Below are 26,410 nucleotides of genomic sequence, written 5' to 3' on the forward strand. Positions count from 1 at the left end.
CGCGGCCCGTCGACGCGCGGCTTCGAGTGTCTGGGGGCGGGGTTTGGCGATTGGGTGACGCTGGTGCGCCGCTCGGGCGGTTTGCGGGGTGGCCAGGGTAAAGGGCTTCCGCCCGGATGTCGGATCGCCGGTCGGCGGCCCGTCGATGCGCGGCTTCGCCCGTTGGGGGTGGGGCGGTGGTTGACCGCTGGGGACGGCGCTTGTCTGCGACAATCGGCCCGGGAGGGCGCGGGCGGGCGTTGCGTCCGGGGGCGCGGGCGTCCATATGGCGCCGGAGGCCTTACGAGGGAGACCCCCATGGACGCATTTGCCCAGTTCATCCCGCTCATCCTGATCTTCGCGATCATGTATTTCCTTCTGATCCGGCCGCAGCAGCGGAAGATGAAGCAGCACCAGGAGATGGTGAAGGCGCTCCGCCGGGGCGACCAGGTGATCACCCAGGGCGGGCTGATCGGCAAGGTCTCCAAGGTCAAGGACGACGACGAGATCGAGGTGGAGCTGGCGCAGGGCGTCGTGGTCCGCGTGGTGCGCAACACCGTGGCGCAGGTGGTCTCGAAGACCGAGCCCGCGAAGTGAGAGGCCTCGCGGTCGTCCTGATGCTGGCCCCGCTCGGGGCCGTGGCGGAGGAGGGCTGCCTGAGGGTGGCGCTGGCCGGGGCCGAGGCCGCCGCTCCGGCGCTGGCGGCGCGGGCCGAGGCGCTGGGCGGCCATGCCGAGGGGCTGGTCGCGGTGGTGCCGGACGGCGTGGTGCGGGACGCCGGAGCGGAGCTGCTGACGCGGCCGGGACATCTGTCGTTTCACGCCATGATCGGGCGGAACGGGGAGATCGACCCTGAGGGCGCGCTGATCCGCGACGCGGGCGTGCGCGCCGCGGAGGTGCGGTCGGGCGCCGGGGGCACGGAGCTCTATCTCGCGCTCGACGAGGCGGCGTCGGAACGGCTCGCGCGGGTCACGGCGGACCTGCTGGGCGGCACGGTGGCGATGGCGCTCGACGGCGAGGTGGTGGTGGCGCCGCGGGTGCTGGAGCCGATCACCGGGGGCGAGCTGGTCATCTCGGGCGGCTTCACCGGCGCGGAGCTGGAGCGGATGGCGGTGATGATGGCGGCGCCGCTGCCCGGGCCGCTGGTGATCGAGACGGTGGAGCGGACGGGCTGCACGGCGCCCGGCGCGACCGAGAACTAGGGGACGGGACATGCTGAACATCTCGCTCGGGCGGCGGGTCATGATCTGGCTGGTGGTGGCCGCGGGGCTGCTGCTGGCGATGCCGAACCTGTTCTACGACCGGGTGGAGCGGTCGAACGACGCCGAGGCACTGCTGGAGCAGGGGATCGGCGGCCCGGAGGTCGAGGCGGAGGCGGCGCTCTGGCCGTCCTTCCTGCCCGACGGGCTGGTGAACCTCGGGCTCGACCTCCGGGGCGGCGCGCATCTCCTTGCGGAAGTGCAGGTGGAGGATGTCTACGAAAGCCGGATGACCTCGTTCTGGCCCGAGGTGCGGGACGCGCTGGCCGCCGAGCGGGAGACGGTGGGCTTCGTCACCCGGGAAGACAGCGCGCCCGACGTGCTGCGGGTGCGGATCTCCAACGCCGAGGCAATGCCGCGGGCGCTCGAGATCGTGCGCGACCTCGCGCGACCGGTGGTGACGCTGACCGGCGCGGGCGCGAGCGACATCGTGGTGGCCGCCGAGGGACCCGAGCTGGTGATCCAGCTCAGCGAGGCCGAGCGGGAGGCCACGGACGACCGCACGGTGCAGCAGGCCCTCGAGATCATCCGCCGCCGGATCGACGAGGTGGGCACGCGGGAGCCCGCGATCCAGCGGCAGGGGGCGGATCGCATCCTGATCCAGGTGCCGGGCGTGGGCTCGGCGCAGGAGCTCAAGGACATCATCGGCACCACGGCGCAGCTCACCTTCCGGCCGGTGATCCAGCCCTTTGCCGATGCCGACACCGTGGCCGGCTCCGACGAGGAGCTGCTGCCGTTCCCGAGCCAGGGCGAGGGGGCCTTTGCCCTCGTGGAGCGGGCGCCGGTGGTGACGGGCGAGGAGCTTGTGGACGCCCAGCCCGGCTTCGACCAGAACAACCGGCCCGCGGTGACCTTCCGGTTCAACCCCTCGGGGGCGCGGAAGTTCGGCGATTACACGGCGGCCAACGTGGGCGCGCCCTTCGCCATCGTGCTTGACGACGAGGTGATCAGCGCGCCCAGGATCAACGAGGCGATCCGGGGCGGCTCGGGCATCATCACGGGCGACTTCACGGTGGAGGAGTCGACCGAGCTCGCGGTTCTTCTGCGCGCGGGCGCCCTGCCGGCGGAGCTGACCTTCCTCGAGGAGCGCACGATCGGGCCGGAGCTGGGGCAGGACAGCATCGACGCGGGCACCATCGCCTGCATCGTGGCCTTCGCCGCGGTCATGGTGTTCATGGTCCTGAGCTACGGTATCTTCGGGGTGTTCGCCGACATCGCGCTGATGATCAACGTGGCGCTGCTCTTCGGCCTTCTGAGCCTGATCGGCGGCACGCTGACGCTGCCGGGCATCGCGGGAATCGTGCTCACCATCGGCATGGCGGTGGATGCCAACGTGCTGGTCTTCGAGCGGATCCGCGAGGAGCTGAAGACCGCCAAGGGCCCGGCCCGCGCCATCAGCCTCGGCTACGAGAAGGCCCTGTCGGCCATCGTCGACGCCAACATCACCACCTTCATGACGGCGGTGATCCTCTTTGCCATGGGATCGGGGCCGGTGCGCGGCTTCGCCATCACGCTGGGGATCGGCATCCTGACCTCGGTCTTTACCGCGCTCTTCGTCACGCGCGTGATGATCGCGACCTGGTTCGACGCCCGCCGCCCGAAAACGATCGAGGTCTGAGATGCGCCTGAAACTCGTTCCCCAGACCACGAACTGGGACTTCTTCAGCCGCCCGAAGCTGTGGCTGGGCATCTCCGCCCTGCTGATCGTGGTGGCGCTGCTGTCGTTCGGGACGCGGGGGCTCAACTACGGCATCGATTTCGCGGGCGGCACCACGATCCGCACCGAGAGCGCCCAGCCGGTGGACGTGGGCGCCTATCGCGCGGCCATCGCACCGCTCGATCTGGGGGATGTCACGATCACCGAGGTGTTCGACCCCACCTTCGGACCGGACCGGAACGTGGCCATGGTGGCGATCCAGGTGCAGGACGGGCAGGAATCGGTCTCGGGCGAGACCATCGTCGCGGTGCAGGAGGCCCTGCGCGGCGTGGCGCCGGACATCACCTTTCCGTCCGTCGAATCGGTCGGGCCGACCGTCTCGGGCGAGCTGATCGTGACCGCGATCATCGCGGTGATGCTCGCCATCGGCGCGGTGCTGATCTACATCTGGCTCCGGTTCGAATGGCAGTTCGCCGTGGGGGCCGTGGTGGCGCTGGTGCATGACGTGGTGCTGACGCTCGGGATCTTCTCCGAGTTCGGCATCCGGTTCGACCTGGCGATCATCGCCGCCCTCCTGACGATCGTGGGCTATTCGCTGAACGACACGGTGGTGGTCTTCGACCGGGTCCGCGAGAACCTGCGGCGCTACAAGAGCCGGCCGCTGCGGGACGTGCTGAACCTGTCGATCAACGAGACGCTGAGCCGGACCTTCATGACCTCCTTCACCACGCTGCTGGCGCTGATCGCCCTCTTCGTGCTGGGGGGCGACGTGATCCGGGGCTTCGTCTTCGCGATGATCTGGGGCGTGATCGTCGGCACCTATTCCTCGATCTTCGTGGCCTCGGCGACGCTGCTGGTGCTGGGCGTGAAGCGCGACTGGTCGAAGCCCGAGGACGATGCGGGCGGGCCGTCGGGGACGCAGTTCTCCACCGGCGGGAGCTGAGCGGCGGCGGGACCGCCCGGTGGCGCCGGGCGCCACGATCTTCTAGAAGATCGTGGCGCGCCCCGATTGTTCCAGAACAATCGGGGCCTGACAAAGGAAATTGCGATGCGTCTCAACGAGATCCGGTTCACCGACGCCCTGCCCATCGACGGTTACGGCGCGGGCTTCTTCCGCATCGGCGGGGAGGCCGTCGACGCGCCGCTGATCGTCTCGCACCGGGGCGTGGAGGCCTGGGGCGGTTATGACGACGGGGAGGCCCTGCTGGCGCTGGCGGAGGGCATCGACGTGCTGCTCGTGGGCACCGGTCCCGAGATTGCCCGTCTGCCGGCCGGTCTGCGCGACCGGCTCGAGGCGGCGGGCGTCGGCGTCGAGACCATGGCCAGCGCCCAGGCCGCGCGGAGTTTCAACATCCTTCTGGCCGAGGGGCGCCGGGTGGCGGTGGCGCTGTTGCCCGTGTGAGCGGGCCGCGCGTGCGGGGGGCGGCGTCGGAGGGGGCTCCGCCCCCGCTCGGCGGTGCCGAGCTCCCCCGGGATATTTCCGGCCAGAAATGCCGGGGCGGGGCGCGGGGGGCGAGGCTGTGCGCCCAGTGGAGGGCACGCGGGTGCTGAGGGTCAGGGATCTGGCGGTGGCCCGGGGCGGAGTTCCCGTGCTCGAGCGCGTATCGTTCGAGGTGGCGGCGGGGGAGGCGCTGGTTCTGCGCGGGCCGAACGGGATCGGGAAGACCACGCTTCTGCGCTGTATCGCGGGGCTGCAGCCGGCGGTGTCGGGCCGGATCGAGATGGCCGAGGGCATCGCCGCCTATGCCAGCCATGCCGACGGGATCAAGGCGCAGCTGACCGTGGCGGAAAACCTGGCCTTCTGGGCGGAGGTGCACGGGCAGGCGCGAGGCGAGGAGGTGTTCGCGGCCTTCGACCTCGAGGACCTGCGGGACCGGCCGGCGGGGACGCTCTCGGCGGGACAGAAGCGGCGCACCGGGCTGGCGCGGCTCGCGGTCACCGGCAAGGCGCTCCTGCTGCTCGACGAACCGACCGTGTCGCTCGACCGGGTGTCGGTGGGGCTTTTCGCCGCCTTCCTGAGGGACCGGCATCTGGCGCGGGGCGGGGCGGCGGTGATCGCCACGCATATCGATCTGGGCCTCGATGCCCCGGAGCTCGATCTGGCGCCCTTCGCCGCCGCGGCGGATGCGGGTGGCGGCTCGGACGAGGCCTTTCTGTGAAGGCGCTTCTGCTGAGGGACATCCGGCTGGCGGTGAGGGCGGGGGGCGGTTTCGGTCTGGGCCTGGCGTTCTTCCTGATCGTGGTGGTGCTGGTGCCCTTCGGGGTGGGCCCCGAGGCGGCGGTGCTGACGCGGATCGCGCCGGGGATCCTGTGGGTCGCGGCGCTCCTGGCGGCGCTCCTGTCGCTCGACCGGATCTTCGCGCTCGACTGGGAGGACGGGGCGCTGCCGCTGCTGGCGACCTCGCCCCTGCCGCTGGAGGCGCTCGCGCTGGTCAAGGCCGTCGCGCACTGGATCACCACGGGGCTGCCGCTGACGCTGGCCGCGCCCGCTCTGGGCTTTCTGCTGAACCTCGAGCCCGGGGCCTATGGCTGGCTTCTGGCCTCGCTGGCACTGGGCACGCCCGCGCTGAGCATGATCGGCACCTTCGGCGCCGCGCTGACCGTGGGGCTGAAGCGGGGCGGGCTCCTGCTGTCGCTTCTGGTGCTGCCGCTCTACGTGCCGACGCTGATCTTCGGGGCGGAGGCGGTGCGGCGGGGCGCCGAGGGGCTGGAGGCCGGGGTGCCGCTGATGCTGATGGCGGGGATCACCTTCGGCGCGCTCGCCCTGCTGCCTTTCGCCGCGGCTGCGGCCTTGCGCGTCAATCTGCGGTGAGGCCCATTGAGCGGGGCGCAAGGGGAGGCTAAGTGCGAGCCATGTCGATCTGGGAATATGCCAACCCCAAGCGGTTCATCGCGACTACCTCGCCCCTGATCCCCTGGGTGCTGGGGCTTTCCCTCGCGTTGATCGGCACGGCGCTCGTCTGGGGGTTCTTCTTCACCCCGGACGATTTCCGGCAGGGCTCCACCGTCAAGATCATCTACCTGCACGTTCCGTCGGCGATGATGGCGATCAATGCCTGGATCATGATGCTGGTGGCCTCGCTGATCTGGCTCGTGCGGCGGCATCACGTCTCGGCGCTCGCGGCGCGGGCGGCCGCGCCGGTGGGGATCGTCATGACGCTGATCGCGCTCTTCACCGGGGCGGTCTGGGGGCAGCCCATGTGGGGGACCTGGTGGGTCTGGGATCCGCGGCTGACCTCGTTCCTGATCCTGTTCCTGTTCTATCTCGGCTATGTCGCGCTCTGGGAGGCGATCGAGGACCCGGACACGGCGGCGGACCTGACGAGCGTCCTGTGCATCGTGGGATCGGTCTTTGCCGTCCTGTCGCGCTACGCGGTGCTCTTCTGGAACCAGGGGCTGCACCAGGGGGCGACGTTCTCGCTCGATGCCGAGACCAACATCGACCCGGTCTTCTGGTGGCCTGCGGTGATCTCCATGGCGGGCTTCGTGGGGCTCTTCGTCGCGCTGGTGCTGGTGCGCACGCAGACGGAGATCCGGGCGCGGCGGATGAAGGCGCTTCTGGCGCGGGCGCGGCGCGCGGGCGCGGGCGAGGCCCGGGCATGATGCCGGACCTGGGCGCCTATGCTGTGGAGGTCGTGTCGGCCTATGCGGTCTCGCTCCTGCTGCTGGGCGGGCTCGTGGCGCTGTCGCTGGCGCGGTGGCGGAAGGTGAAGCGGCAGCTCGAGGAAGTGGAACGGCGCGATGGCTAGGGTATCTCCCCTGATGATCCTGCCCCCGGTGCTGTTCGCGGCGCTGGCGGGACTGTTCGCGGCGGGCATGTTCCGGGACAATCCCGACGAGCTGCGCTCGGCCTTCATCGGGCGGCAGGCGCCGGAGGTGACGCCGGAGGCCCTGCCGGGCCATGCGGCGCTCGACCCTGCGCTCTTCACGAACGGCGAGGTGACGCTGGTCAACTTCTGGGCCTCCTGGTGTCCGCCGTGCCGGGCGGAGCATCCGACGCTGCATGCGCTGAACGAGGCGGGGATCGACATCGTGGGGGTCAATTTCCGCGACCAGGCGGACAATGCGATCACCTACCTGACCGATGACGGCAACCCGTTCGTCGCCGTCCCTTTCGATCCGAGGGGCCGGTCGGCGGTGGACTGGGGAGTCTCGGCGCCGCCGGAGACCTTCATTGTCGACGGCGACGGGACGGTGCTGTTCCGCTTCGCCGGGCCGCTCGTCGGGTCGGATTACGAGCAGCGGTTCCTGCCGGAGCTGGAGGCGGCGCTGGGCGGGCCGGTTCCGCAGCCGGCCGGGGGAAGCTGAGGCGACAGGCGTAGCGCGGATCACGGATTCGTGAGATGATCCTGCGGGGGCGAGGGGAGTCGCCCCGGGTGGGAGAGACATCATGAGACGATCATCTGCAACGGTCGTGGCCGGTCTGGTCACGGCGACGGCGGCCTTTTGCGAGCCGAGCGTCGAGAGGGGGGAATACCTCGCCGAGGGGCTTGCGGGCTGCGGCAATTGCCATACGCCGATCGGACCCGAGGGGCCGGTCATGGAGATGAACCTCGCGGGACGACTCGTGGAGGACATCGAGCCGTTCCGGGCGGTGGCGCCGAACATCACGCCGGGCGGACGGGTCGCGGGCTGGTCCGACGCCGAGCTGGCGCGGGCCATCCGGGAGGGCATCCGGCCGGACGGCTCGGTCATCGGGCCGCCGATGCCGAGCAGGTTCTACCGGGGGCTGTCGGACGAGGATCTGGCGTCCATCGTGATGTACCTGCGCACCGTGCCGGCAGTGGCGAACGATCCCGGGGAGAGCGAGTACCGCATTCCGCTGCCGCCCGCCTGGGGCCCGCCGGTGGAGAGCGTGGCGCAGCCCGACGAAAGCGATCCCGTGGCCTATGGCGAATACCTTGCCGGGCCGGTGGCTCATTGCATGGAGTGCCATTCGACGCCGGGGCCCATGGGGGCGATGCTCGACACCCACCTGGGCGCGGGGGGCTGGGAGTTTCACGGGCCATGGGGTGTCTCGGTCTCGGCGAACCTGACGCCGCATCCGGAGGACGGCATCGTGTCGTGGACGGACGCGGAGCTGGTGCAGATGATCACCCAGGGCGTGCGGCCCGGGGGGGCGCCGATGTTGCCGCCCATGGGGTACGGGTATTACGCGCGGGCGACGTCAGGGGACCTCGCGGCGATCGTGGCCTACCTGCGGAGCCTGCCGGCGTTGCCGGATCCGATGTAGGGGGCGGCGTTGCAGGCCTGCGCGGTGCCGGGCTGAACCCCGGCCAGCGGCTGTGGGGAACGTGGTATGGGGCAGGCCGGGCTGAAGCCCGGCCTGCGGAGGAGGGCGGTGTCACTCCGCCGCGATGGCGGAGCGGGAGGCGAGGTCGCGCAGCACGTAGTGCAGGACGCCGCCGTGCTCGATGTATTCCTTCTCGATGGCGGTATCGATCCGGCAGCGCAGGGTGATCGTCTTCGTCGAGCCGTCGGCGAAGGCGATGGTGCAGGGCACCTCGGCCTGGGGCGTCACGCTGTCGAGGCCCGCGATGCTGACGGTCTCGTCGCCCTTGAGGCCCAGCGACTTGCGGGTGTCGCCGCCGGTGAACTCGAAGGGGATCACGCCCATGCCCACGAGGTTCGAGCGGTGGATGCGCTCGAAGTTCTCGGCAATCACGGCCTTCACGCCCAGAAGATTGGTGCCCTTGGCCGCCCAGTCGCGGGAACTCCCCGCGCCATACTGCTCGCCGCCGAAGATCACGAGCGGCGTGCCCTCGGCCTGGTAGGCCATGGCCGCGTCGAAGATCGAGGTCTGCGCGCCGTCCGGGCCGAGGGTGTAGCCGCCCTCCACCCCGTCGAGCATCTCGTTGCGGATGCGGATGTTGGCGAAGGTGCCGCGCATCATCACCTCGTGGTTGCCGCGGCGGGAGCCGTAGGAGTTGAACTCCCGCACCGGGACCTGGCGGTCGACGAGGTAGCGGCCGGCGGGCGTCGTCTCCTTGAAGGATCCCGCGGGGGAGATGTGGTCGGTGGTGACCATGTCGCCCAGGATCGCGAGGATGCGCGCGCCCTCGATGTTGGTGATCTCGCCCGGCTCGGCGCCCATGTCCCGGAAATAGGGCGGGTTCTGGACGTAGGTGGACGAGGGCGGCCAGTCATAGGTCTCGCTGTCGGTCGTCTCGACCTGCTGCCATTTCTCGTCGCCCTTGAAGACGTCGGCGTATTTCGACTGGAAGCTCTCGCGGGTCACGGTGCGCTCCACGAGGTCGGCGATCTCGGCCTGGCTGGGCCAGAGGTCGGCGAGGAAGACATCCTTGCCGTCCGGCGTCTGCGCGATCGGGTCTTTGGTCACGTCGATGTTCATGTCGCCGGCGAGGGCGTAGATCACCACGAGGGGCGGCGAGGCCAGGTAGTTGGCGCGCACGTCGGCATGAATGCGGCCCTCGAAGTTGCGGTTGCCCGACAGGACCGAGGTGGCGATCAGATCCGCCTCGTTGATCGTCTTCGAGATCGCGGGGTCGAGCGGCCCCGAGTTGCCGATGCAGGTGGTGCAGCCGTAGCCCACGAGGTTGAAGCCGATGGCGTCGAGATCCTCCTGGAGGCCTGCCGCCTCGAGATAGGCGGAGACGACCTGGCTTCCGGGGGCGAGGGAGGTCTTGACCCAGGGCTTGCGGTCGAGGCCGAGTTCGCGCGCCTTGCGGGCCACGAGACCAGCGCCGATCATGACGTAGGGGTTCGAGGTGTTGGTGCAGGAAGTGATCGAGGCGATCACCACGGAGCCGTCGTGGAGCTGGTAGCCGCCCTTGCCGTCATCGACGAAGGCGCGCTTGTGGTGGCCCTCGTCGCCGGGGATGTCGCGCGGCTCCGGCGATCCGCCTTCGCCTTCCCAGCGGATCTCTGCGGTGGGACCGGCATCCTTGCCCTCGCGCTGGCCCCTGACGTACTCGGCGAAATTGGCCGCCGCGCGGTCGAGCGCGATGTGGTCCTGGGGCCGCTTCGGGCCGGAGATGGCGGGCACCACGTCGCCCATGTCGAGCTCCAGCGTGTCGGTGTAGACCGGATCGTAGTCCGGGCCGCGCCACATGCCGTTTTCCTTGGCATAGGCCTCCACGAGCGCGATGCGGTCCTCGTCGCGGCCCGTCAGGCGCAGGTAGCGCAAGGTCTCGTCGTCGATGGGGAAGAAGCCGCAGGTGGCGCCGTATTCGGGGGCCATGTTGCCGATGGTGGCACGGTCGGCGAGCGGGACCGTGTCGAGGCCGGGGCCGTAGAACTCGACGAACTTGCCCACGACGCCCTTCTGGCGGAGCATCTGCACGACCTTCAGCACCAGATCGGTGGCGGTGGTGCCCTCGCGCATGGCGCCGGTGAGCTTGAAGCCGATCACCTCGGGGATCAGCATGGAGACGGGCTGGCCCAGCATGGCGGCCTCGGCCTCGATCCCGCCCACGCCCCAGCCGAGGACGGCGAGACCGTTGACCATGGTGGTGTGGCTGTCGGTGCCGACGAGGGTGTCGGGATAGGCCACCGTCTCGCCGGTCTGGTCGGTGTCGGTCCAGACGGTCTGGGCGAGATACTCGAGGTTCACCTGATGGCAGATGCCGGTGCCCGGGGGCACGACGCGGAAGTTGTCGAACGCCTTCTGGCCCCACTTGAGGAAGGTGTAGCGCTCCATGTTGCGCTCGTACTCGCGGTCGACGTTCATCTGGAAGGCGCGGGGATTGCCGAACTCGTCGATCATCACCGAGTGGTCGATCACGAGGTCCACGGGGTTCAGCGGGTTGATCTGCTGGGCATTGCCGCCCAAGGCCACGATGCCGTCGCGCATGGCGGCGAGGTCCACCACGGCGGGCACGCCGGTGAAATCCTGCATCAGGACGCGGGCGGGGCGGTAGGCGATCTCGCGCGGGTTCTGGCCGCCCTGGTCGGCCCAGTCGGAGAAGGCGCGGATGTCGTCCGTGGTGACGGTCTTGCCGTCCTCGAAGCGCAGCATGTTCTCGAGCACCACCTTGAGCGCGGCGGGGAGGCGGGAGAAGGTGCCGAGCCCCGCGGCCTCGGCGGCGGGGATCGAGTAGTAGGCGACGGATGCGCCGCCCGCGGTGAGGGTCTTGCGCGTGCCTGCGCTGTCATGGCCGACTTTGATGGGCATGGGGGCGTCCTCCGGATGCGCGGATCATGGGTGATTGAGGCCCATGTGCCAAAGGCGGGAGAGTCGTTCAAGTCTATTGTATACGATTGTGCACAGAAGCGGCGAAGTGCCGCGTGGGGCGGGTCGGAGCGTGGCGGATCGGTCGCTGTCACAGAGTCTCCCGCAGGGTTGATTGGCGACGGCTGTCGGGGCGTATTACCTGCATCGGGCGCCGCGGCGGGCTGATCCGGGCGGGACACAGACGAGGTGATGACGATGGGACGGATGCTGCAAGCCGCACTGGTGGTCACCACGACCGCGTTCGCCGCTGGCGGAACCGTCGCCCAGGAGTCGCCCGTCGTGGTCGAGCTCTTCACCTCCCAGGGCTGTTCGTCCTGTCCGCCGGCCGACGAGATCCTGCGGCAGCTGAGCGACCGTGACGACGTCATCGCGCTCGCGCTGCATGTGGATTACTGGGATTACATCGGCTGGTCCGACGTCTTTGCCGAACCTGCCTTCACCGAGCGACAGAAGGCCTATGCCCGCGCCGCGGGGGAGCGGATGGTCTACACGCCGCAGATGATCGTGGGGGGCAGGGATCATGTGGTGGGCGCCCGGGCGATGGAGCTTGCGGAGCTCATCGACACCCATTCGGAGACGCCGCAGCCCGTCCGGATCGACCTGACCGTCGAGGGCGACCGGCTGCGGATCACGGCGCGCGGCGACGGGACGGTAGATCCATGCGTGGTGCAGGTGGTGCGCTACCTGCCCGAGCAGACCGTTGCCATCGAGCGGGGCGAGAATGCGGGCCACACGCTGACCTATTCGAACATCGTGCGGGACTGGCAGGTCGTGGGCGACTGGGACGGGACGGGCACGTTCGAGGCCGAGGTGCCGCGCGGCGAGCATGCGCTTGCGGTCATCGTGCAGCGGCAGGGGCACGGCCCGGTGCTGGGAGCCGCCGCGCTGCGCTGAGGCCGGGGCCCGGTTGGTCTTGAATCAAGCCGCAGAGAGGTTCTTGGCCAGGTCTCCGGTCGGGGGATGAGCGGTGTCGAGGCCGGGGGTCTCCGGCCTTGGTGCGGGCGGGCATTTCGGGCAGTCCGGTCAGGGAATTACCGGAGTTGGCGAGCCTGCGCCTTGCGGGGTTTCCAGCGGCGGTGGACCCAGAACCATTGTTCCGGCGTCTCGGCGATGCGGGCTTCGAGGCGGCGGTGGAGGTCCCTCGTCATCGTGGTCGGGTCGGTGTGGGGGATCTCTGCCTCGAGCACGCAGCGGAAGCCGTGGCCGTCGGGCTTGCGGATGCCGAACCAGGGGATCAGGGCGGCGTCGTATTTCAGCGCCAGTTTCGCCGCGGAGGTTGCGGTCAGCGCCGGGCGGCCCATGAAGGGGATGTCCTCGCCCCGGGGGTCGCGGACGTCGTAGAAGAGGATGCCGAGCCCGCCCTCGCGCAGGTAGCGGGAAAAGCCCACGGTGCCCTCTCGGCCCTGGGGGAAGACCGCGCCGCCGAGGCTGGCGATGGTGCGGCGGTAGTCGGCGTCGAAGCGCGGGTTGGTGAAGGGGCGGTAGATGCCGCCTATACGGTGGCCCCGTTGCGACAGCAGATGCCGCGGCGCCTCGTGATTGCCGAAATGGGCGGAGACGAAGAGGACGGGGCGGCCTTGCGCGCTGGCCTCCGCGAGGTCGGCGAGGCCGGGACCCTCGAGCGGAGTGCCCTCGAGGCTGCGGCCGAACTCGGCGGGGCAGAAGTTTTCCATGACCATGCGGCCCATGGTGTCGAGGGCTTGTGTCGCGAGGGCTCGGCGGTCCGCCAAGGGCATGTCCGGGTGGACGAGGGCGAGATTCGCCATGATCCGGGCGCGGTATCCGGCGAGGCGTCCGAGGCCATGGGCCATGAGCCAGCCGAAGGCCGCGACGCGGCGGCGGAAGGGCAAGAGGGAGAAGACCGCCAGCGTGGCGCGGAAGAGCCCGTAGGTGAGCGCGGCGGCGAGGCGGCCGGAGCGGGAGCGGGGCTTGGCTGGCATGGCCGATCCCTAGCCGGGGAGGGCGGCCTTGGCCAGTGGGGGGCGGACCAAGGCGCGGGTCTCGGCGGGAGGCGGCCGCCGAGCCGGTGCGGACCCCGGCGTCAAGGCGGGGTCTCGGGAGCGGTGCGGAGCTCGATCTCTCCGGCGTCGGCGGCGGCGCGGATCGCGGCGATCACGCGGCCTTGCGCGGTTTCCGCGGCCTCGGCGGGGACGGTCCCCCGCTCCGCCATCTCTTCGCGCAGGGCGGTGGCCATGCGTTGCGAGATGCCGGCGAGGATGAACTCGGCAGCGGCCTCGAGCGCGCCTCCGGAGGCGATCGCGGCACCGAGGGCGGTGGCGAGATCGGCGGGATCGACGAGGCGGATGACCTTGGCGATGTCCTGCACGGCGACACGCTGGGGCAGATCGCGGAAGGTGAAGATGGCGCGGCGCACCTCCTCGGCGAAGGCGGGGTCCTCGTCCCGGAGGTAGGCGAGCAGCTCTTCCCGCGTGGCGGCGGGGCTGGAATTGAGGATGGCGCCGAGGCGGCGGCCCGCCTTGTCCGCGAAAGCGGGCGCCGGCGCGCGACCGTAGGTTTCGGCGAGGGCCGCGCCGATGCGGTGCACGGCAGCGGGAGAGACCGCCTGCGTGCGGGAGATGGCATATGTGATCCGGCGTGCGCGTTCGCCGGGGAGAAGGCCCAGAAGCTGGGCGGCCTTGGCGACGGGGAGTTTCGAGAGGACGACGGCGCAGACCTCGACGCTTTCGCTGTCCATGATCGGGCGCAGGTCCTCCGGGTCCAGCGCGAGGACGCGAGGCCAGGGATCGGCGCCGGTGGCGCGGTCGTGTTCGTCGCGCAGCGCGGCGGCGGCGGCGGGGCTGATATGCCCTTCGAGCAGTTTCAGGGCGGCGTCGAGGGAGGAGGGGGCGGAGAGGGCGACACCGGCGAGTTCGGCGGCGAATTCCGCGGCGACGTCATCGAGGGTTGCCTGATCGACGAGGTTCAGCGTGGCGAGTTCGCGTGCGAGTGCGATCTGCGCCTCTTCGGACAGGCGGTCGAGCGGCAGGGGCCGACCGCCCGACAGCGCGAGCTGCACCACCATCGCCGCCTTTCGCCGCCGCGATCCGGCCGGCCCGCCGCCCTGGACCAGTCCTGTCACCATAGCCGAATGCCCCCGAATGTCGGGGGAAGGTCTAGCGGCGACATCGTGAATATGAGGTTAGGGCCGACCGCGCGGGCGGCACGAAGGAGATGGTCCGGCACGACGCCGGACGGACCCGCGGCGCGACCCCGAGAGGTGTCGCGCCGCGGACGTCCGAAGCTCGGGTCGGATCAGGAGGTCGTCACAGGCACGCAGGTGCCGGCTTCGGTGTCGTAGATGCTGCCATCGGCGCAGGACATTGCCTGCTGTTGACCGTGGTCGCCCCAGCACTGGGCCGCGGCGAGGCCGGGCAAGAGCACGAGAGCGAGGACGGAAAGCGCGGTCTTTATGGTCGTCTCCTCCGGTGTTGACGTGATTTGACGGTAAGGCCGGAGGCCCTTTCGTCAAGTCGGACGTGCCGCGGGATGGGTCAGAGCCACGGACATGCGCTTGAGCTCGTCATGTGCCTCGGCAGAGAGCTGTCCTGCCTGCAAAGTGATCAGGTGAAGATCGGTCACCGTGCGCACGAGCTCGGCGATCTCGCGATCATCGAACTCACGGTCGGGGCGGGCGAGGCCTGCGACCGAGCGGCTCCCGCCCTCGTCGATGGCCACGGCGAGCCCGTAGGCGAGGCCGAAGTCGGCGCTCTGCGCGAGGACACCGGCAGGGTCGTCGAGGTCGGACCATCGCCGCCAGCCGGTTTGCGTGAAGCCGAAGCTGACGATCGGGTCCTGCATCACGAGCCCCTTCTGCGAGTAGAGATCGAGCCAGCGTCGGTCGTAGGTCTGGAACAGGAATGCGGGCGTCGTGTAGCGGATATGGAAGGCCATCGCGAAACCGGAGGGGCTGAGCGCGCCGAGCTGGGTGAGATATCGGTCGATTTCCGATCTAGAGCTCATTTTTCGCCCCCTGCCGTTCTATCCGGTTGCCATACTCGCAAAGGACACACTAGGAAATCGGCCAACAGTTGCCATAGCGTATCGGCGTTCAACCGTGAGGGGTAGCTTGCAGCCGCCCCTGCCTGTCCTAAAGAGGTGTCCTTGGCGCGCCAGCTTACCCCCGACGATCTGCGGATGCTGTCGCCCGGAGGACATTATGTTGCGCTCCGGCTGGGTTTCGCCTTTCCCATGGAGGAGATCAATCATCTCCCGCAGGACTGGGTCGAGCACTACACGACGCAGCGCTACATGCTGAACGACCCGGTCATCCGCTGGATCTACGCCAATACCGGCGCGATCCGGTGGTCGGACATCCAGCTGGACGATCCCAAGCGGATCCTGGCGCAGGCGCGCACCTTTGGGCTGCGTTACGGGCTCGCGGTGAGCGTGTTCGACAACAATCCCGAGGGACAGCGGTCCTTCGGCACCTTCGTGCGGGGGGACCGTGAGTTCAGCGATGACGAGGCGGCGGTGCTGACGGCCTGGGTCTCCCGCCGGCACATCGAGAAGGCGCCGCCGCGCAATATCACCGACGCGGAGCTCGAGGCGCTGCGGATGGTCAAGGACGGGATGCGGCTCAAGCAGATCGCCCATTCCCTGGGCGTCTCGGAAGGGGCGGTGAAGCAGCGCCTGCGCAATGCCAAGCGCAAGCTCGGGGCCCAGACAGGGCCGCAGGCCGTGACGCTTGCGACGGAGTTCGGCCTGATCTGACGTTTCCGGCCCGCTGCCCGATAGCGAAGGAAAATCGCGCGAGGCGGCGCGCGTTAACCCAAAATTAGGGGTTTGCCCGCAGCGTGGCGTAGACAATCGCAGGTTGCTGGGGCGATTGCAAAACAACCGGAAACAGTCAGACAGGCCGGCGGCCCAGCCACCCGCCGGTGAGGGGATCAAGATGCACTATGTCACTTTCGGCTTTCGCACCCTCCATGATCACGCGGCGGAGTATTATGACTATCTCGCCCTGCGGAAACGCTTTTTCGTCGATACGCTCGGCTGGTCGATCCCGCACGACGAGTGGGTCGAGATGGACCAGTACGACAATCCCAAGGCGCGCTATGCGCTCGTCATCGGGGACGAGGGGCAGGTCCTCGCCGGGGCGAGGGCCCTGCCGACCAGCGCGCGCTGGGGCGACTTCTCCTACATGCTGCGCGATGCCCAGGACGGCCGGATCGGCGGCATTCCGTCGGACCTGCTGGGCGAGCGCGTCCTGCCCGACACGATGTACGAGTGCACGCGACTCGTCATCTCGCCGGAATTGAGGGGGATGCAGGCGCGGGTCGCCTGTCTGGGGCTGATCTGCCGCGGACTTGTGGATCTCGCGATGGACGACGGGGCGACGGAACTGATGTCGCTGTCGAACCTGTGGCTCCTGCGGGCGCTGAAGTCGCTGGGCTATGACGCCGAGCTGATGTGCGATCCCTATGTCAATTGCGACGACGGGCACAAATACGCGGTGATGAAGATGTCGGCCATGTATGTGGATCAGTCCATGGCGACCGTCCGGCGAATGGCCGGCACCGCGGGGCCGTCTCGGCAGATGCAGCCGACGGTGCTGCACGCTCCGGCGAGGTAGCGGCCCGGGGCGCCGGGCGCGGCCGGTCCGGGGGCGGCGAGGGCCGCCCCCGGGGGGCGGTCAGTTCGCCTCGGGCGCATCGAAGACCCGGGCGAAGATCGTGTCGACATGGGCGGTGTGATAGGCGGTGTCGAACTTCTCGGCGATCTCCTCCTCCGACAGGGCGGCGCGCACGTCCGCATCGGCCAGAAGCTCGGTCTGGAAGTCGCGGCCTTCCTCCCAGACCTTCATCGCGTTGCGCTGGACGAGGCGGTAGGCGTCCTCGCGGCTGACGCCCTTCTGGGTCAGGGCCAGAAGCACGCGCTGGGACATCACGAGGCCGCGGTAGCGGTTCATGTTCTCAAGCATCCGGTCGGGATAGACCACGAGGCGGTCGATCACGTTCGTCAGCCGGGCGAGGGCGAAATCGAGGTGGATGGTGGCATCGGGCGCGATGCCGCGCTCCACCGAACTGTGCGAGATGTCGCGCTCGTGCCAGAGCGCCACGTTCTCGAGCGCGGGCGTGACTGCGGAGCGGATCAGCCGGGCGAGGCCGGTGAGGTTCTCGGTCAGCACCGGGTTGCGCTTGTGCGGCATGGCGCTGGAGCCCTTCTGGCCCGCGGAGAAGAATTCCTCGGCCTCGAGCACCTCGGTGCGCTGCATGTGGCGGATCTCGGTCGCGACGTTCTCGATCGAGGAGGCGACGACGCCGAGCGTGGCGAAGAACATGGCGTGGCGGTCGCGGGGAATCACCTGGGTGGAGATGGGTTCGGGGCGCAGGCCCAGCTTTTCGCAGACATGCTCTTCCACCCGGGGGTCCACATTGGCGAAGGTGCCCACGGCGCCCGAGACGGCGCCGGTGGCCACCTCCCAGCGGGCCTTTTCCAGACGGTTCCGGTTGCGGTCCATCTCGGCGTAGAATCGCGCGAAGGTGAGGCCGAGGGTCGTGGGCTCGGCATGGATGCCGTGGCTGCGGCCGATGCGGAGCGTGTCCTTGTGCTCGAGTGCGCGGCGTTTCAGGGCCGCGAGCAATGCGTCCATGTCGGCGATCAGGATGTCGGCGGCGCGGGTGAGCTGGACGTTGAGCGTGGTGTCGAGCACGTCCGAGGAGGTGAGACCCTGATGGACGAAGCGGGCCTCGGCGCTGCCGACGATCTCTGCGAGGTGGGTCAGGAAGGCGATGACGTCGTGCTTCGTCTCGCGCTCGATCTCGTCGATGCGGGCGATGTCGAACTCGGCATCCTTCGCGCGCCAGACGGCCTCTGCGTTCTCGCGCGGGATCAGGCCGAGATCGGCCATGGCGTCGCCCGCGTGGGCCTCGATCTCGAACCAGATGCGGAACTTCGATTCGGGCGACCAGATCGCGGTCATCTCGGGGCGGGAATAGCGGGGGATCATGGGCGCTCCTTTCGTGTCGGGCGGTCAGTAGAAGGCGGGGAACGGTGCGGCAAGGGGCGACGGGCGCGGCAGGACGGGACGACGGCCGGGCGGGTTGGAAACCCTCCCTGCGGGCGTGGTAGGCGGGGGGCATGGTCGATCTCGGGTTCCTGGCGGGAGAATGGCGTCTGGCGCGGCGCGTGGATGACGCGCGCGCCGGCGCGGTGCTGCGTTTCGAGGGCACGGCCCGGTTCCTGCGGGACGGGGCGGGGCTGTGCTGCGAGGAGAGCGGGCGCTGGATCGGCGGCGCGCAGGACGGCATGGCTGGGACGCGGCGGTCGCTGTGGCGGGACGGGGGGGACGGGCGGATCGCGGTCCTGTTCGGCGACGGGCGGCCGTTTCACGACTTCGAGCCGGGCGGGGAGGCGGACGCGGTGCATCTGTGCGGTGCGGACCGCTATGCGGTGCGCTACCGCTTTGGAGAGGCGGACTGGGAGGCGGTCTGGCGGGTCACAGGGCCGTTCAAGGATTACGTCATGATCAGCCGCTATGGTCGCGGTTAGCGCTGCCGGTCTTGTGTCGTCTCATCGCTTGAGCGAGAACGGAGCGAATTCCGGTGACCGAAAGAGGGACAGGCGAATGACGGACAGGGTTCTGAGCGAGGCCTTCGGCCCGACCGAGGGCACGGGCAGGCTGGCCAAGGACGCGGCGCTCGTCGCGCTGGGCATCGCGGCGATGGTCGTGGCGGCGAATATCCGCGTGCCGATGTGGCCGGTTCCGGTGACGATGCAGACCTTCGCCGTCCTGACCATCGGTGCGGTCTACGGCGCGCGGCTGGGCGTCGTGACGCTTCTGGGTTACCTCGTGCTGGGCGCGCTGGGGCTGCAGGTGTTCACCGGGGAGACGGCGGGTCTGGCCTACATGGTCGGGCCGACGGGCGGCTATCTCGTGGGCTTCGCCGTCGCCGCGGGTGTCGTGGGCGCGCTGGCGCGCCGCGGCTGGGACCGGTCGGTCATGGGCATGGTGGGCGCGCTGCTGATCGGCAACGCGGTGATCTATGCCTTCGGCCTGCCCTGGATGGCCTGGCTCTTCGCCGCTGAGCGCGGCTGGGACTGGGTGATGCAGTGGGGCATGGTCAACTTCCTGCCCGGCGATGCGCTGAAGCTGGTGCTGGCGGCGCTGCTGGTGCCGGGGCTGTGGCGCCTCATGGGAGCCGCCCGGGACTGAATGGTCTCCGAGGGCTGAAGCGGGCGCGCGGGAGACCGGGCGCCCTTTCTCGTTCGGTGCGGCCGTCCGGCGTGGGCCGGAGGTTCCTTTCGAGTATTTCTGGCCAGATGAGGAGGGGGCGCGGGGCCTCTGAAGCGCGGAGCGCCCTGGCGCGCGGGTCAGTCGGCGAGGGTTGTGACGATCTCGGCCTCGGCCTCCAGCGTGCGGTGGACGGGGCACTTGTCGGCGATCTCGAGAAGGCGGGCGCGCTGGGCTGCGTCGAGGTCGCCCTCGAGGCGGATCGTGCGCCGGAAGCTGTCGATCCTTGCCGTCGCCCCGTCGCCCGCGTCCTGGCCGTGGACCTTGGAATGGGTGACGTCGACCGAGACATGGGCCAGCGACCAGCCCTTGCGGCGGGCATACATGCGAATCGTCATGGAGGTGCAGGCACCGAGTCCCGCCGAGACGAGGCCGTAGGGCGTGAGGCCGCGGTCAGTGCCGCCGTAGCTTTCGGGCTCGTCGGCGAGGATGTGGTGGGTGCCGGACTGGATGTCCTGGAGAAAGCCGTCCGGGTCGGCCTCGGAGACGCGCAGGACGCCCTCGGGCACGCCGGGCGGCGGGGCGGGGGCGGCGAGGTCGAGGTAGCGCGCGGCCCAGGCGGCGATGATGCCGGCGGCATATTCCGCATCCTCGGGCCGCGAGATCAGGTGGTCGGCGTCGTCGAGGGTCACGAAGCTCTTGGGGTGCTTCGCGGCGAGGAAGATGTCGGAGGCGTTCTCGATCCCCACCGTGTCGTCGCGGGGGGCGTGCATCACCAGAAGCGCGGCCTTCAGGCGGGGCACCGCCCTCGCCACGCCGCCGCGGCGGATGTCCTCGACGAACTCGCGGCCGATGGTGAAGGGCCGGCCGGCGAGGCTGACCTCGGCGGCGCCGGTTGCGAGGATGCGGTCGATCTCGCCGGAAAAATGGTGGGTGACATGGGCGGGATCGTAGGGAGCGCCCAGGGTGACCACGGCGCGGACTTGGCGCATGTCGGCCGCGGCCTCGAGCACGGCCGCGCCACCGAGGGAATGGCCGATGAGCAGGCTCGGCGCCATGCCGCGCTCCGCGAGGGCCGCGCAGGCGGCGCGCAGGTCCGCCACGTTGGAGCTGAGCGTGGTGTTCTCGAACTCGCCGCCGGAATGGCCGAGACCGGTGAAATCGAAGCGCAGCACCGCGATGCCCATGGCGGCGAGGCGGGCGGAGATTCGGCGGGCGGCGGGGATGTCCTTGCCGCAGGTGAAGCAGTGCGCGAAGAGTGCGGTCGCCAGATGCGGGCCCTCGGGCAGGTCGAGCCGGGCGGCGAGAAGATGACCGGCATGGCCGGGGAAGGTGAAGCGGTCTGTGTGCATGGCGCGGTCCGTCCGTTGCTGGCGTCGGGTGGCCCTTCGGATGTGGTGCGGCGTGGCGGCGCCGGGCAAGGGCGGAGGGCGCTGCGCCGCGGATCGTGACGCGTTGTCACATGGATGGCTGGTGGCCGGGAGAGAGAGACGGCAAGCTGAGGGCATGGAAATCCTGCAGTCGCACATGCCCGAGGAGCTGATCGCCGCGGCGGCCCGGCCCCTGCCGAAGATGGCGCCGGTGGAGGGCCCGTGGGTGACCGTGGACGACGCCTGGGCCGCGCAGGTGGCGGAGCGGCGGAGGCTGATGGCGGAGCGGCCCGAGCAGGTCCTGGCGGTGGAGCCCGGCGCGGAGGAGGCACTGGCGGCGCTGCTGGAGGCGGCGCGAGCGGGGCTTGCCGCGCATCCGGTCTTTGCGGTGGAGGGGGACGCGGTGACCTGCCCGGACGGTCGGCAGGTCGTTCTCGATCCGGCGCGGGTGCTGGAGAGCCTGGGCGCGATCATGGCCGAGGACCTCTGCGTGCTGGAACGGCGGGGGGAGGAGCATGTCCTGATCGCCGCGGGCCTGTGCTTTCCGGCGGGCTGGACCCTGGCGGAGAAGATCGGGCGACCGCTGATGCGGATTCACCGGCCGGTGCCACCCTATGACACGGAGGTCGGGCGGCGGGTGCAACGCTTGTTTGACGCCGTGCGGTCGGAGAGACCGATCTGGCGTGCGAATCTGCATGGCTACGACCGTGCCGACCTGTTCCTGCCGAGGCGGGAGGAGGAGCCGAAGCACAAGCTCAGGCAGGCGCCCCGGTTCCTTCGGGCGGAGCGGCAGACGGTCCTGCGGCTGACGGCGCAGGCGGTTCTCTTCGCGATCCACACCACCGTGGTGCGGGCGTGACGGCGGGCCAGATCAGATCAGGCTCAGCAGGGGACCGGCCTTCATCAGGGCGTGACCGAGACCGACCGCCGTCCCCGACAGGGCGAGCGCCCGGGCCGAGTGGATCAGGTTGGCGCGCCCGAGGCTGGCGTAGACGATCATCGCGCCGCCGATCGGGGGCATCAGGACCATGGCCGCGCCGTTGAGGGTCTGGGCCGCGAGGCGAATCGGGATCGAGGGAGTCTCGGGCATGGCGAGGGCCTCGCGGATCCCGGCGCGGAGCTGGGCCTCGGGATCGGGTGGGCGCTGCCGGATGAACTGTCCGTCCGGAGCGCAGAGGCGGTCGGCCAGCGTCTCGGGCGCCTCGAAGATGGAATTGGCGGCGACGCCGTAGCGGCGGCCCTGGGTGTCGTTCAGCTTCGGACGGAGCGGCGTGACGGGCTGAGCGGCGGCGGGCCGCGCGCGCTTCGTGCCGCGGCTGCGGGTCAGCTCGATCCGGGGTTTGCGGGGCGGGGCGCCCGACGTGATCCGGGGGCGGCGGGGCAGCGGAACGGCCTCCGCGGCGGGGAGCACCTCTGCGTCGAGGATGATGGCGTTCTCGGAGCCGGCCCCCATGGCTTGCAGGAACGCCGGCGCCGAATTGGCGGCCAGGAGACCCTGCCGCGCGAAATCGTCCCCGAAGTCGGTGTGGGGCGGGTGGAGGGAATCGAGTACGGCATCGTAGATGTCCTCGTCGAACCCGCCGGAGCGCTCGGTCCGCTGCACGTCGAGACAGGTCTGCCCTTCCTCGATGCGCCGAACGAGGAACTGGCCGAGCTTCTGCCGGTTGCGGGTCGCCTCCTGATCGAGGTCGAGCGGATGGGTCGTGGTCAGGGCGAGGATCAGGGCGACCGCGCCGTCAGGATGGCCCGGCGCGGGCCAGCCCGGCCGCTCCATGTCGCAGAAACCCACCGAGACGGTGAGCCGGTCCAGGCTGAAGCGGACGAAATCGTCGAACACGCGGCTCCGGCGGAAGCTACCCGCGCTGGATTGCGAGAGCGTCTCCTCGAGGTCGGAGCAGATCTGCGGGAAGACCGGGCGCGCGTCCCGGTCGAGAGCGAGGGTGATGAGCGTGGTCCGGGTCGTCATCTGCATTTCGAGGGTCCCATGGCAGCAACCGATTTCCGATGTTGTCGGTGTGACAGGCAAGTTCGGCGCTCGAAGGGTCGGACTGGGGCCTTTTTGGAAACGGTTTACCACAGTTTTGCCCCGGATGACGAAACGGTAGGGCGCGGGTCCGGGGATTGTCCTTGCGTAATCCCTGCGGCGTATGACCTGGCGGAAACAGAAAGGGGGTGGGACCGGGCGCGAAAAAGGGCGCCCTGAGGCGCCCTTTCCCGGTGCAACTGCCGCTCGGGATCAGCAGCTGTAGTAAAGCTTGAACTCGATCGGGTGGGGCGTGTGCTCGTAGGCGTAGATCTCTTCCCACTTGAGATCCATGTAGCCCTGGATCTGGTCCTTGGTGAAGACGTCGCCGGCGAGCAGGAACTCGTGGTCGGCGGCGAGGCTCTCCATCGCTTCGCGCAGGGAGGCGCAGACGGTGGGGATGCCCTCGAGCTCTTCGGGGGGCAGATCGTAGAGGTCCTTGTCCATCGCGTCGCCGGGATTGATCTTGTTCCTGATCCCGTCGATGCCTGCCATCAGCAGCGCCGCGAAGGCGAGGTAGGGGTTCGCGGACGGGTCGGGGAAGCGGGCCTCGACGCGCTTGGCCTTCGGGCTTTCCGCCCACGGGATCCGGACGCAGCCCGAGCGGTTGCGCGCGGAATAGGCGCGCAGAACCGGGGCCTCGAAGCCCGGAATCAGACGCTTGTAGGAGTTCGTCGACGGGTTGGTGAAGGCGTTCAGCGTCTTGGCGTGCTTCAGGATGCCGCCGATGAAGAAGAGCGCCTCGTCCGAGAGATCGGCGTACTTGTCGCCCGCGAAGAGCGGCTTGCCGTCCTTCCAGATCGACATGTTGACGTGCATGCCGGTGCCGTTGTCGCCGGCGATCGGCTTCGGCATGAAGGTCGCCGTCTTGCCGTAGGCCTGCGCCACGTTGTGGATGACGTACTTGTACTTCTGCAGCTCGTCGGCCTGCTTGGTGAGCGTGCCGAAGATGAGGCCGAGTTCGTGCTGGCAGGACGCCACCTCGTGGTGGTGCTTGTCCACCGACATGCCCATCCGCTTCATCGTCGAGAGCATCTCGGAGCGGATGTCCTGGCCGTCGTCCACGGGCGGGACGGGGAAGTAGCCGCCCTTGATGCCCGGACGGTGACCGGTGTTGCCGACCTCGTACTGGGTGTCGGTGTTCCAGGCGGCGTCGAGGGCGTCGACCTCGTAGGCCACCTTGTTCATGGCGACCGAGAACCGCACGTCGTCGAAGAGGAAGAATTCCGCCTCCGGGCCGAAATAGGCGCTGTCGCCGATCCCGGTGGATTTCAGATAGGCTTCGGCCTTCTCGGCGGTCCCGCGCGGGTCGCGGTCGTAGGGCTCGCCGGTGTCGGGCTCGACGACGGTGCAGTGGATGCAGGCGGTCTTCTCGGCATAGAACGGGTCGATGTAGGCCGAGGTCACGTCGGGCATGAGTTTCATGTCGGACTGGTCGATCGATTTCCAGCCCGCGATGGAGGACCCGTCGAACATGAAGCCCTCGTCGAGGAAGTCCTCGTCGACCTGATCGGCCATCACGGTCACATGCTGCAGTTTCCCGCGAGGATCGGTGAAGCGAATGTCGACGTATTCGCACTCCTCGTCCTTGATCAGTTTCAGAACGTCAGCCTTGCTCATCGCTATGGGGTCCCCTTGGCTTTGTGGTGTCTTGTGGTTCTCGTCGGACGCGCCCGCGGATCAGAGCGCGTCGTCGCCGGTCTCGCCGGTGCGGATCCGGATCGCCTGGGCGACGTCGGACACGAAGATCTTGCCGTCGCCGATCTTGTCGGTGCGGGCGGCGGCGAGGATGGTCTCCACGGCCGTGTCGGCCTGCTCGTCCGGGAGAACGAGCTCGATCTTTATCTTGGGCAAGAAGTCGACGACATACTCGGCGCCGCGGTAGAGTTCGGTATGGCCCTTCTGACGACCGAAGCCCTTTACCTCGATCACGGAGAGGCCCTGGATGCCGGCGTCCTGCAGGGCTTCCTTCACCTCGTCGAGTTTGAACGGCTTGATGATCGCCTCGATCTTTTTCATCGGCCCCGACTCTCCCTTGTCCCGGCGTTGGTGCCGGTGAGACCATGACCGGCGGGGGGCCACAATTGACCGACCTGCACGGTAGGGGGTGACGTGGGGCTTTCGACGGCAGTCGCCTGCTTTTTGTGCAGATCGGCGTCGGGATGTGCAGTTTGAAAAGATGGGGAGCGTGGTGACATGACGGACCTGCTGACGGCCGGGCAGATGCGGGCGCTCGAGGCCTCCGCGATGGCGGCGGGCGCTGTGACCGGGTTGCAGCTGATGGAGCGCGCGGGGCGGGGAGCCGTGGCGGTCATGTTCGGGGAATGGCCCGATCTGGCGGACGGAACGCGGCACGCTGTGGTGTTGTGCGGACCGGGCAACAACGGCGGCGACGGGTATGTCGTGGCGCGGAGGCTCAGGGACCGGGGCTGGCGGGTCGAGGTCTTCGGCACGGGCGATCCTGCCGCGGCCTCGGCCGATGCGCGGCGGTTGCGGGAGCTGTGGGGCGGGCCGGTCGGCGGGCTCGAAGCGGCGGGGCAGGGGGAGCGGCCCGATCTTCTCGTGGACGCGCTCTTCGGCACGGGGCTGACACGGGCGATCCCCCGGCCCGCGGCGGAGGCCTCGGCGGCCGTGAGGGCGCGGACCGGCGCCGGAGCGCTGCGGGTGCTGGCGCTCGATTGCGTGTCGGGACTCGATTGCGACAGCGGGCGGCTCCTGCTGCCCGAGGGGGTCGCGCGGGAGGACATCGAGGCCGATCTGACGGTCACCTTCCATGCCGCCAAGAGAGGGCATTACCTCGGCGCGCCCGTGACGCGGGCGGTGCGGGTGGTGGACATCGGGCTCGGGCGGACGGCGGGGGAGGGCGCGGCGCTGCCGGAGCCCGGACTGCTGCGGCTGGTCGGGCCTGACGGGAGGCCGGGCTGGCTGGCCGCGCGGCTGCCCATCGCGCCCGGCCGCCACAAGTACGACCGTGGGCATGTGCTGGTCCTCGGCGGTGGGCCGGGGAAGGGCGGCGCGGCGCGTCTGGCGGCCCGGAGCGCGCTGCGGATCGGGGCGGGGCTGGTGACGGTGGCGGTGCCGCCTGCGGCGCTCCAGGAGAATGCGGCGCGTCTGGACGCGATCATGCTGCGCCCGCTGCGCGACGGGGCGGCGCTGTCGGAGATGCTGCAGGACGAGCGGCTTTCGGCGCTGGTCCTGGGGCCGGGTCTGGGCGTCGGAGCGGGGACGCGGGCGCTGGTGCGGGCGGCGCTGGCGGCGGAGCGGGGCACGGTGCTGGATGCGGATGCGCTGACGAGTTTCGCGGAGGAGCCCGGGGCCCTTTTCGCGGCGCTGCATGGGCGCTGCGTGCTGACACCCCACGAGGGAGAGTTCGCGCGGCTGTTTCCCGATCTCGGCGCGGCGGCGCGCGATGGGTCGAAAGTCGATGCGGCGGCGGAGGCGGCGGCACGGTCCGGGGCGGTGATTCTGCTCAAGGGTCCCGATACGGTGATCGCGAGCCCCTCAGGGGCGGTGTCGCTGAACGCCGCCCTCTACGAGCGCGCGGCGCCCTGGCTTGGTACGGCGGGGGCGGGAGACGTGCTGGCGGGGATGATCGGCGGGCTCATGGCCTCGGGGCGGCTTGCCGCGCATCTGGCGGCGGAGACGGCGGCCTGGCTCCATGTGGAGGCGGCGCGGCGTTTCGGACCGGGGTTGATCGCCGAGGACCTGCCCGAGGCCCTGCCGTGCGTCCTGCGTGCGGATGCCCTGTAATCTTG

General features: G+C 69.7%; 27 protein-coding genes. 18 read left to right on the plus strand and 9 right to left on the minus strand.

The genetic code is table 11. The annotated features are described in order from the left end of the window. Positions 1-297 precede the first annotated feature (297 nt). The 11 genes from yajC (at position 298) to EAT49_RS08440 (ending at position 8,128) form a co-directional block, all read left to right on the plus strand. Positions 298-576, plus strand: coding sequence for a preprotein translocase subunit YajC (gene yajC / locus EAT49_RS08390; RefSeq protein ID WP_123641871.1), 279 nt, complete (start codon positions 298-300; stop codon positions 574-576). Between the two features lie 20 nt (positions 577-596). Further along, positions 597-1,181: a SecDF P1 head subdomain-containing protein gene (locus EAT49_RS08395; RefSeq protein ID WP_123641872.1), complete on the plus strand. Its 585-nt coding sequence runs from the start codon at positions 597-599 to the stop codon at positions 1,179-1,181. Positions 1,182-1,191: 10 nt separating this feature from the next. Further along, entirely contained in the window at positions 1,192-2,856 is a 1,665-nt protein-coding gene (gene secD / locus EAT49_RS08400; RefSeq protein ID WP_123641873.1) for a protein translocase subunit SecD, read from the plus strand. Between the two features lies 1 nt (position 2,857). Beyond that, the gene (gene secF, locus EAT49_RS08405; RefSeq protein WP_123641874.1) at positions 2,858-3,838 is read left to right on the plus strand and encodes a protein translocase subunit SecF; all 981 of its coding nucleotides are present in this window, start codon (positions 2,858-2,860) and stop codon (positions 3,836-3,838) included. A 105-nt stretch (positions 3,839-3,943) separates the two neighbouring features. After that, a complete protein-coding gene (locus tag EAT49_RS08410) occupies positions 3,944-4,297 on the plus strand; it encodes an Mth938-like domain-containing protein (protein ID WP_123641875.1) in 354 nt (117 codons plus the stop codon). Between the two features lie 142 nt (positions 4,298-4,439). Beyond that, positions 4,440-5,054 carry a heme ABC exporter ATP-binding protein CcmA gene (gene ccmA / locus EAT49_RS08415; protein ID WP_123641876.1) on the plus strand — a complete coding sequence of 205 codons (615 nt, stop codon included), beginning with the start codon at positions 4,440-4,442 and terminating at the stop codon, positions 5,052-5,054. Next, positions 5,051-5,707, plus strand: coding sequence for a heme exporter protein CcmB (ccmB, locus tag EAT49_RS08420; RefSeq protein ID WP_123641877.1), 657 nt, complete (start codon positions 5,051-5,053; stop codon positions 5,705-5,707). Before ccmA ends, ccmB begins: the two co-directional genes overlap by 4 nt. 41 nt (positions 5,708-5,748) lie before the next feature. Then, on the plus strand, positions 5,749-6,498 hold the full coding sequence (locus tag EAT49_RS08425) for a heme ABC transporter permease (RefSeq protein ID WP_123641878.1): 750 nt from the start codon (positions 5,749-5,751) through the stop codon (positions 6,496-6,498). Beyond that, positions 6,495-6,644, plus strand: a complete 150-nt coding sequence (gene ccmD, locus EAT49_RS08430; RefSeq protein ID WP_123641879.1) for a heme exporter protein CcmD — start codon at positions 6,495-6,497, stop codon at positions 6,642-6,644. The genes EAT49_RS08425 and ccmD overlap by 4 nt, the downstream gene beginning before the upstream one ends. Then, positions 6,637-7,203, plus strand: a complete 567-nt coding sequence (locus EAT49_RS08435; protein ID WP_123641880.1) for a DsbE family thiol:disulfide interchange protein — start codon at positions 6,637-6,639, stop codon at positions 7,201-7,203. Before ccmD ends, EAT49_RS08435 begins: the two co-directional genes overlap by 8 nt. 82 nt (positions 7,204-7,285) lie before the next feature. After that, positions 7,286-8,128 carry a c-type cytochrome gene (locus EAT49_RS08440; protein WP_123641881.1) on the plus strand — a complete coding sequence of 281 codons (843 nt, stop codon included), beginning with the start codon at positions 7,286-7,288 and terminating at the stop codon, positions 8,126-8,128. A 111-nt stretch (positions 8,129-8,239) separates the two neighbouring features. On the opposite strand, the gene acnA is transcribed toward EAT49_RS08440, so the two are convergent. Beyond that, complete coding sequence (gene acnA, locus EAT49_RS08445; protein ID WP_123641882.1) at positions 8,240-11,029, minus strand: aconitate hydratase AcnA; 2,790 nt, start codon at positions 11,027-11,029, stop codon at positions 8,240-8,242. A gap of 255 nt (positions 11,030-11,284) precedes the next feature. Between acnA and EAT49_RS08450 the strand changes: the two genes are divergently transcribed. Further along, positions 11,285-11,983, plus strand: coding sequence for a DUF1223 domain-containing protein (locus EAT49_RS08450; protein ID WP_123641883.1), 699 nt, complete (start codon positions 11,285-11,287; stop codon positions 11,981-11,983). A gap of 137 nt (positions 11,984-12,120) precedes the next feature. On the opposite strand, the gene EAT49_RS08455 is transcribed toward EAT49_RS08450, so the two are convergent. The 3 genes from EAT49_RS08455 to EAT49_RS08465 form a co-directional block, all read right to left on the minus strand. Then, a complete protein-coding gene (locus EAT49_RS08455; RefSeq protein ID WP_123641884.1) occupies positions 12,121-13,029 on the minus strand; it encodes a lysophospholipid acyltransferase family protein in 909 nt (302 codons plus the stop codon). A 101-nt stretch (positions 13,030-13,130) separates the two neighbouring features. Then, entirely contained in the window at positions 13,131-14,171 is a 1,041-nt protein-coding gene (locus tag EAT49_RS08460) for a FliG C-terminal domain-containing protein (protein ID WP_246003802.1), read from the minus strand. A gap of 383 nt (positions 14,172-14,554) precedes the next feature. Beyond that, a complete protein-coding gene (locus EAT49_RS08465) occupies positions 14,555-15,049 on the minus strand; it encodes an autoinducer binding domain-containing protein (RefSeq protein WP_123641886.1) in 495 nt (164 codons plus the stop codon). 135 nt (positions 15,050-15,184) lie between these two features. Here EAT49_RS08465 and EAT49_RS08470 point away from each other — a divergent pair, with 135 nt between their 5' ends. Both EAT49_RS08470 and EAT49_RS08475 read left to right on the plus strand, forming a co-directional pair. Then, entirely contained in the window at positions 15,185-15,799 is a 615-nt protein-coding gene (locus EAT49_RS08470; protein WP_342773823.1) for a helix-turn-helix transcriptional regulator, read from the plus strand. A gap of 181 nt (positions 15,800-15,980) precedes the next feature. Then, a complete protein-coding gene (locus EAT49_RS08475; RefSeq protein ID WP_123641887.1) occupies positions 15,981-16,661 on the plus strand; it encodes an acyl-homoserine-lactone synthase in 681 nt (226 codons plus the stop codon). A 60-nt stretch (positions 16,662-16,721) separates the two neighbouring features. On the opposite strand, the gene purB is transcribed toward EAT49_RS08475, so the two are convergent. Next, the gene (purB, locus tag EAT49_RS08480) at positions 16,722-18,038 is read right to left on the minus strand and encodes an adenylosuccinate lyase (protein WP_123641888.1); all 1,317 of its coding nucleotides are present in this window, start codon (positions 18,036-18,038) and stop codon (positions 16,722-16,724) included. A gap of 131 nt (positions 18,039-18,169) precedes the next feature. On the opposite strand from purB, the gene EAT49_RS08485 reads away from it, so the two are divergent. Then, positions 18,170-18,580 carry a DUF6314 family protein gene (locus tag EAT49_RS08485; protein ID WP_123641889.1) on the plus strand — a complete coding sequence of 137 codons (411 nt, stop codon included), beginning with the start codon at positions 18,170-18,172 and terminating at the stop codon, positions 18,578-18,580. 76 nt (positions 18,581-18,656) lie between these two features. Then, complete coding sequence (locus EAT49_RS08490; protein ID WP_123641890.1) at positions 18,657-19,244, plus strand: biotin transporter BioY; 588 nt, start codon at positions 18,657-18,659, stop codon at positions 19,242-19,244. Positions 19,245-19,402: 158 nt separating this feature from the next. Here the strand turns inward: EAT49_RS08490 and EAT49_RS08495 are convergent, their stop codons facing one another. After that, positions 19,403-20,614 (minus strand): bifunctional alpha/beta hydrolase/OsmC family protein, encoded by a 1,212-nt coding sequence (locus EAT49_RS08495; protein ID WP_123641891.1) that lies wholly within the window; start codon positions 20,612-20,614, stop codon positions 19,403-19,405. A 154-nt stretch (positions 20,615-20,768) separates the two neighbouring features. Between EAT49_RS08495 and EAT49_RS08500 the strand changes: the two genes are divergently transcribed. Further along, entirely contained in the window at positions 20,769-21,491 is a 723-nt protein-coding gene (locus EAT49_RS08500) for a heme-dependent oxidative N-demethylase subunit alpha family protein (protein WP_123641892.1), read from the plus strand. Positions 21,492-21,503: 12 nt separating this feature from the next. On the opposite strand, the gene EAT49_RS08505 is transcribed toward EAT49_RS08500, so the two are convergent. The 3 genes from EAT49_RS08505 to EAT49_RS08515 form a co-directional block, all read right to left on the minus strand. After that, positions 21,504-22,604 (minus strand): hypothetical protein, encoded by a 1,101-nt coding sequence (locus EAT49_RS08505; protein ID WP_148078734.1) that lies wholly within the window; start codon positions 22,602-22,604, stop codon positions 21,504-21,506. 264 nt (positions 22,605-22,868) lie between these two features. Beyond that, positions 22,869-24,275 (minus strand): type I glutamate--ammonia ligase, encoded by a 1,407-nt coding sequence (glnA, locus tag EAT49_RS08510; RefSeq protein WP_123641894.1) that lies wholly within the window; start codon positions 24,273-24,275, stop codon positions 22,869-22,871. Between the two features lie 60 nt (positions 24,276-24,335). Then, positions 24,336-24,674 (minus strand): P-II family nitrogen regulator, encoded by a 339-nt coding sequence (locus tag EAT49_RS08515; protein ID WP_123641895.1) that lies wholly within the window; start codon positions 24,672-24,674, stop codon positions 24,336-24,338. Between the two features lie 177 nt (positions 24,675-24,851). Between EAT49_RS08515 and EAT49_RS08520 the strand changes: the two genes are divergently transcribed. Next, on the plus strand, positions 24,852-26,405 hold the full coding sequence (locus EAT49_RS08520; RefSeq protein ID WP_123641896.1) for an NAD(P)H-hydrate dehydratase: 1,554 nt from the start codon (positions 24,852-24,854) through the stop codon (positions 26,403-26,405). Positions 26,406-26,410: the final 5 nt, after the last annotated feature.

The organism is Histidinibacterium lentulum, from assembly GCF_003789055.1.
GTDB lineage: Bacteria > Pseudomonadota > Alphaproteobacteria > Rhodobacterales > Rhodobacteraceae > Oceanicola > Oceanicola lentulus.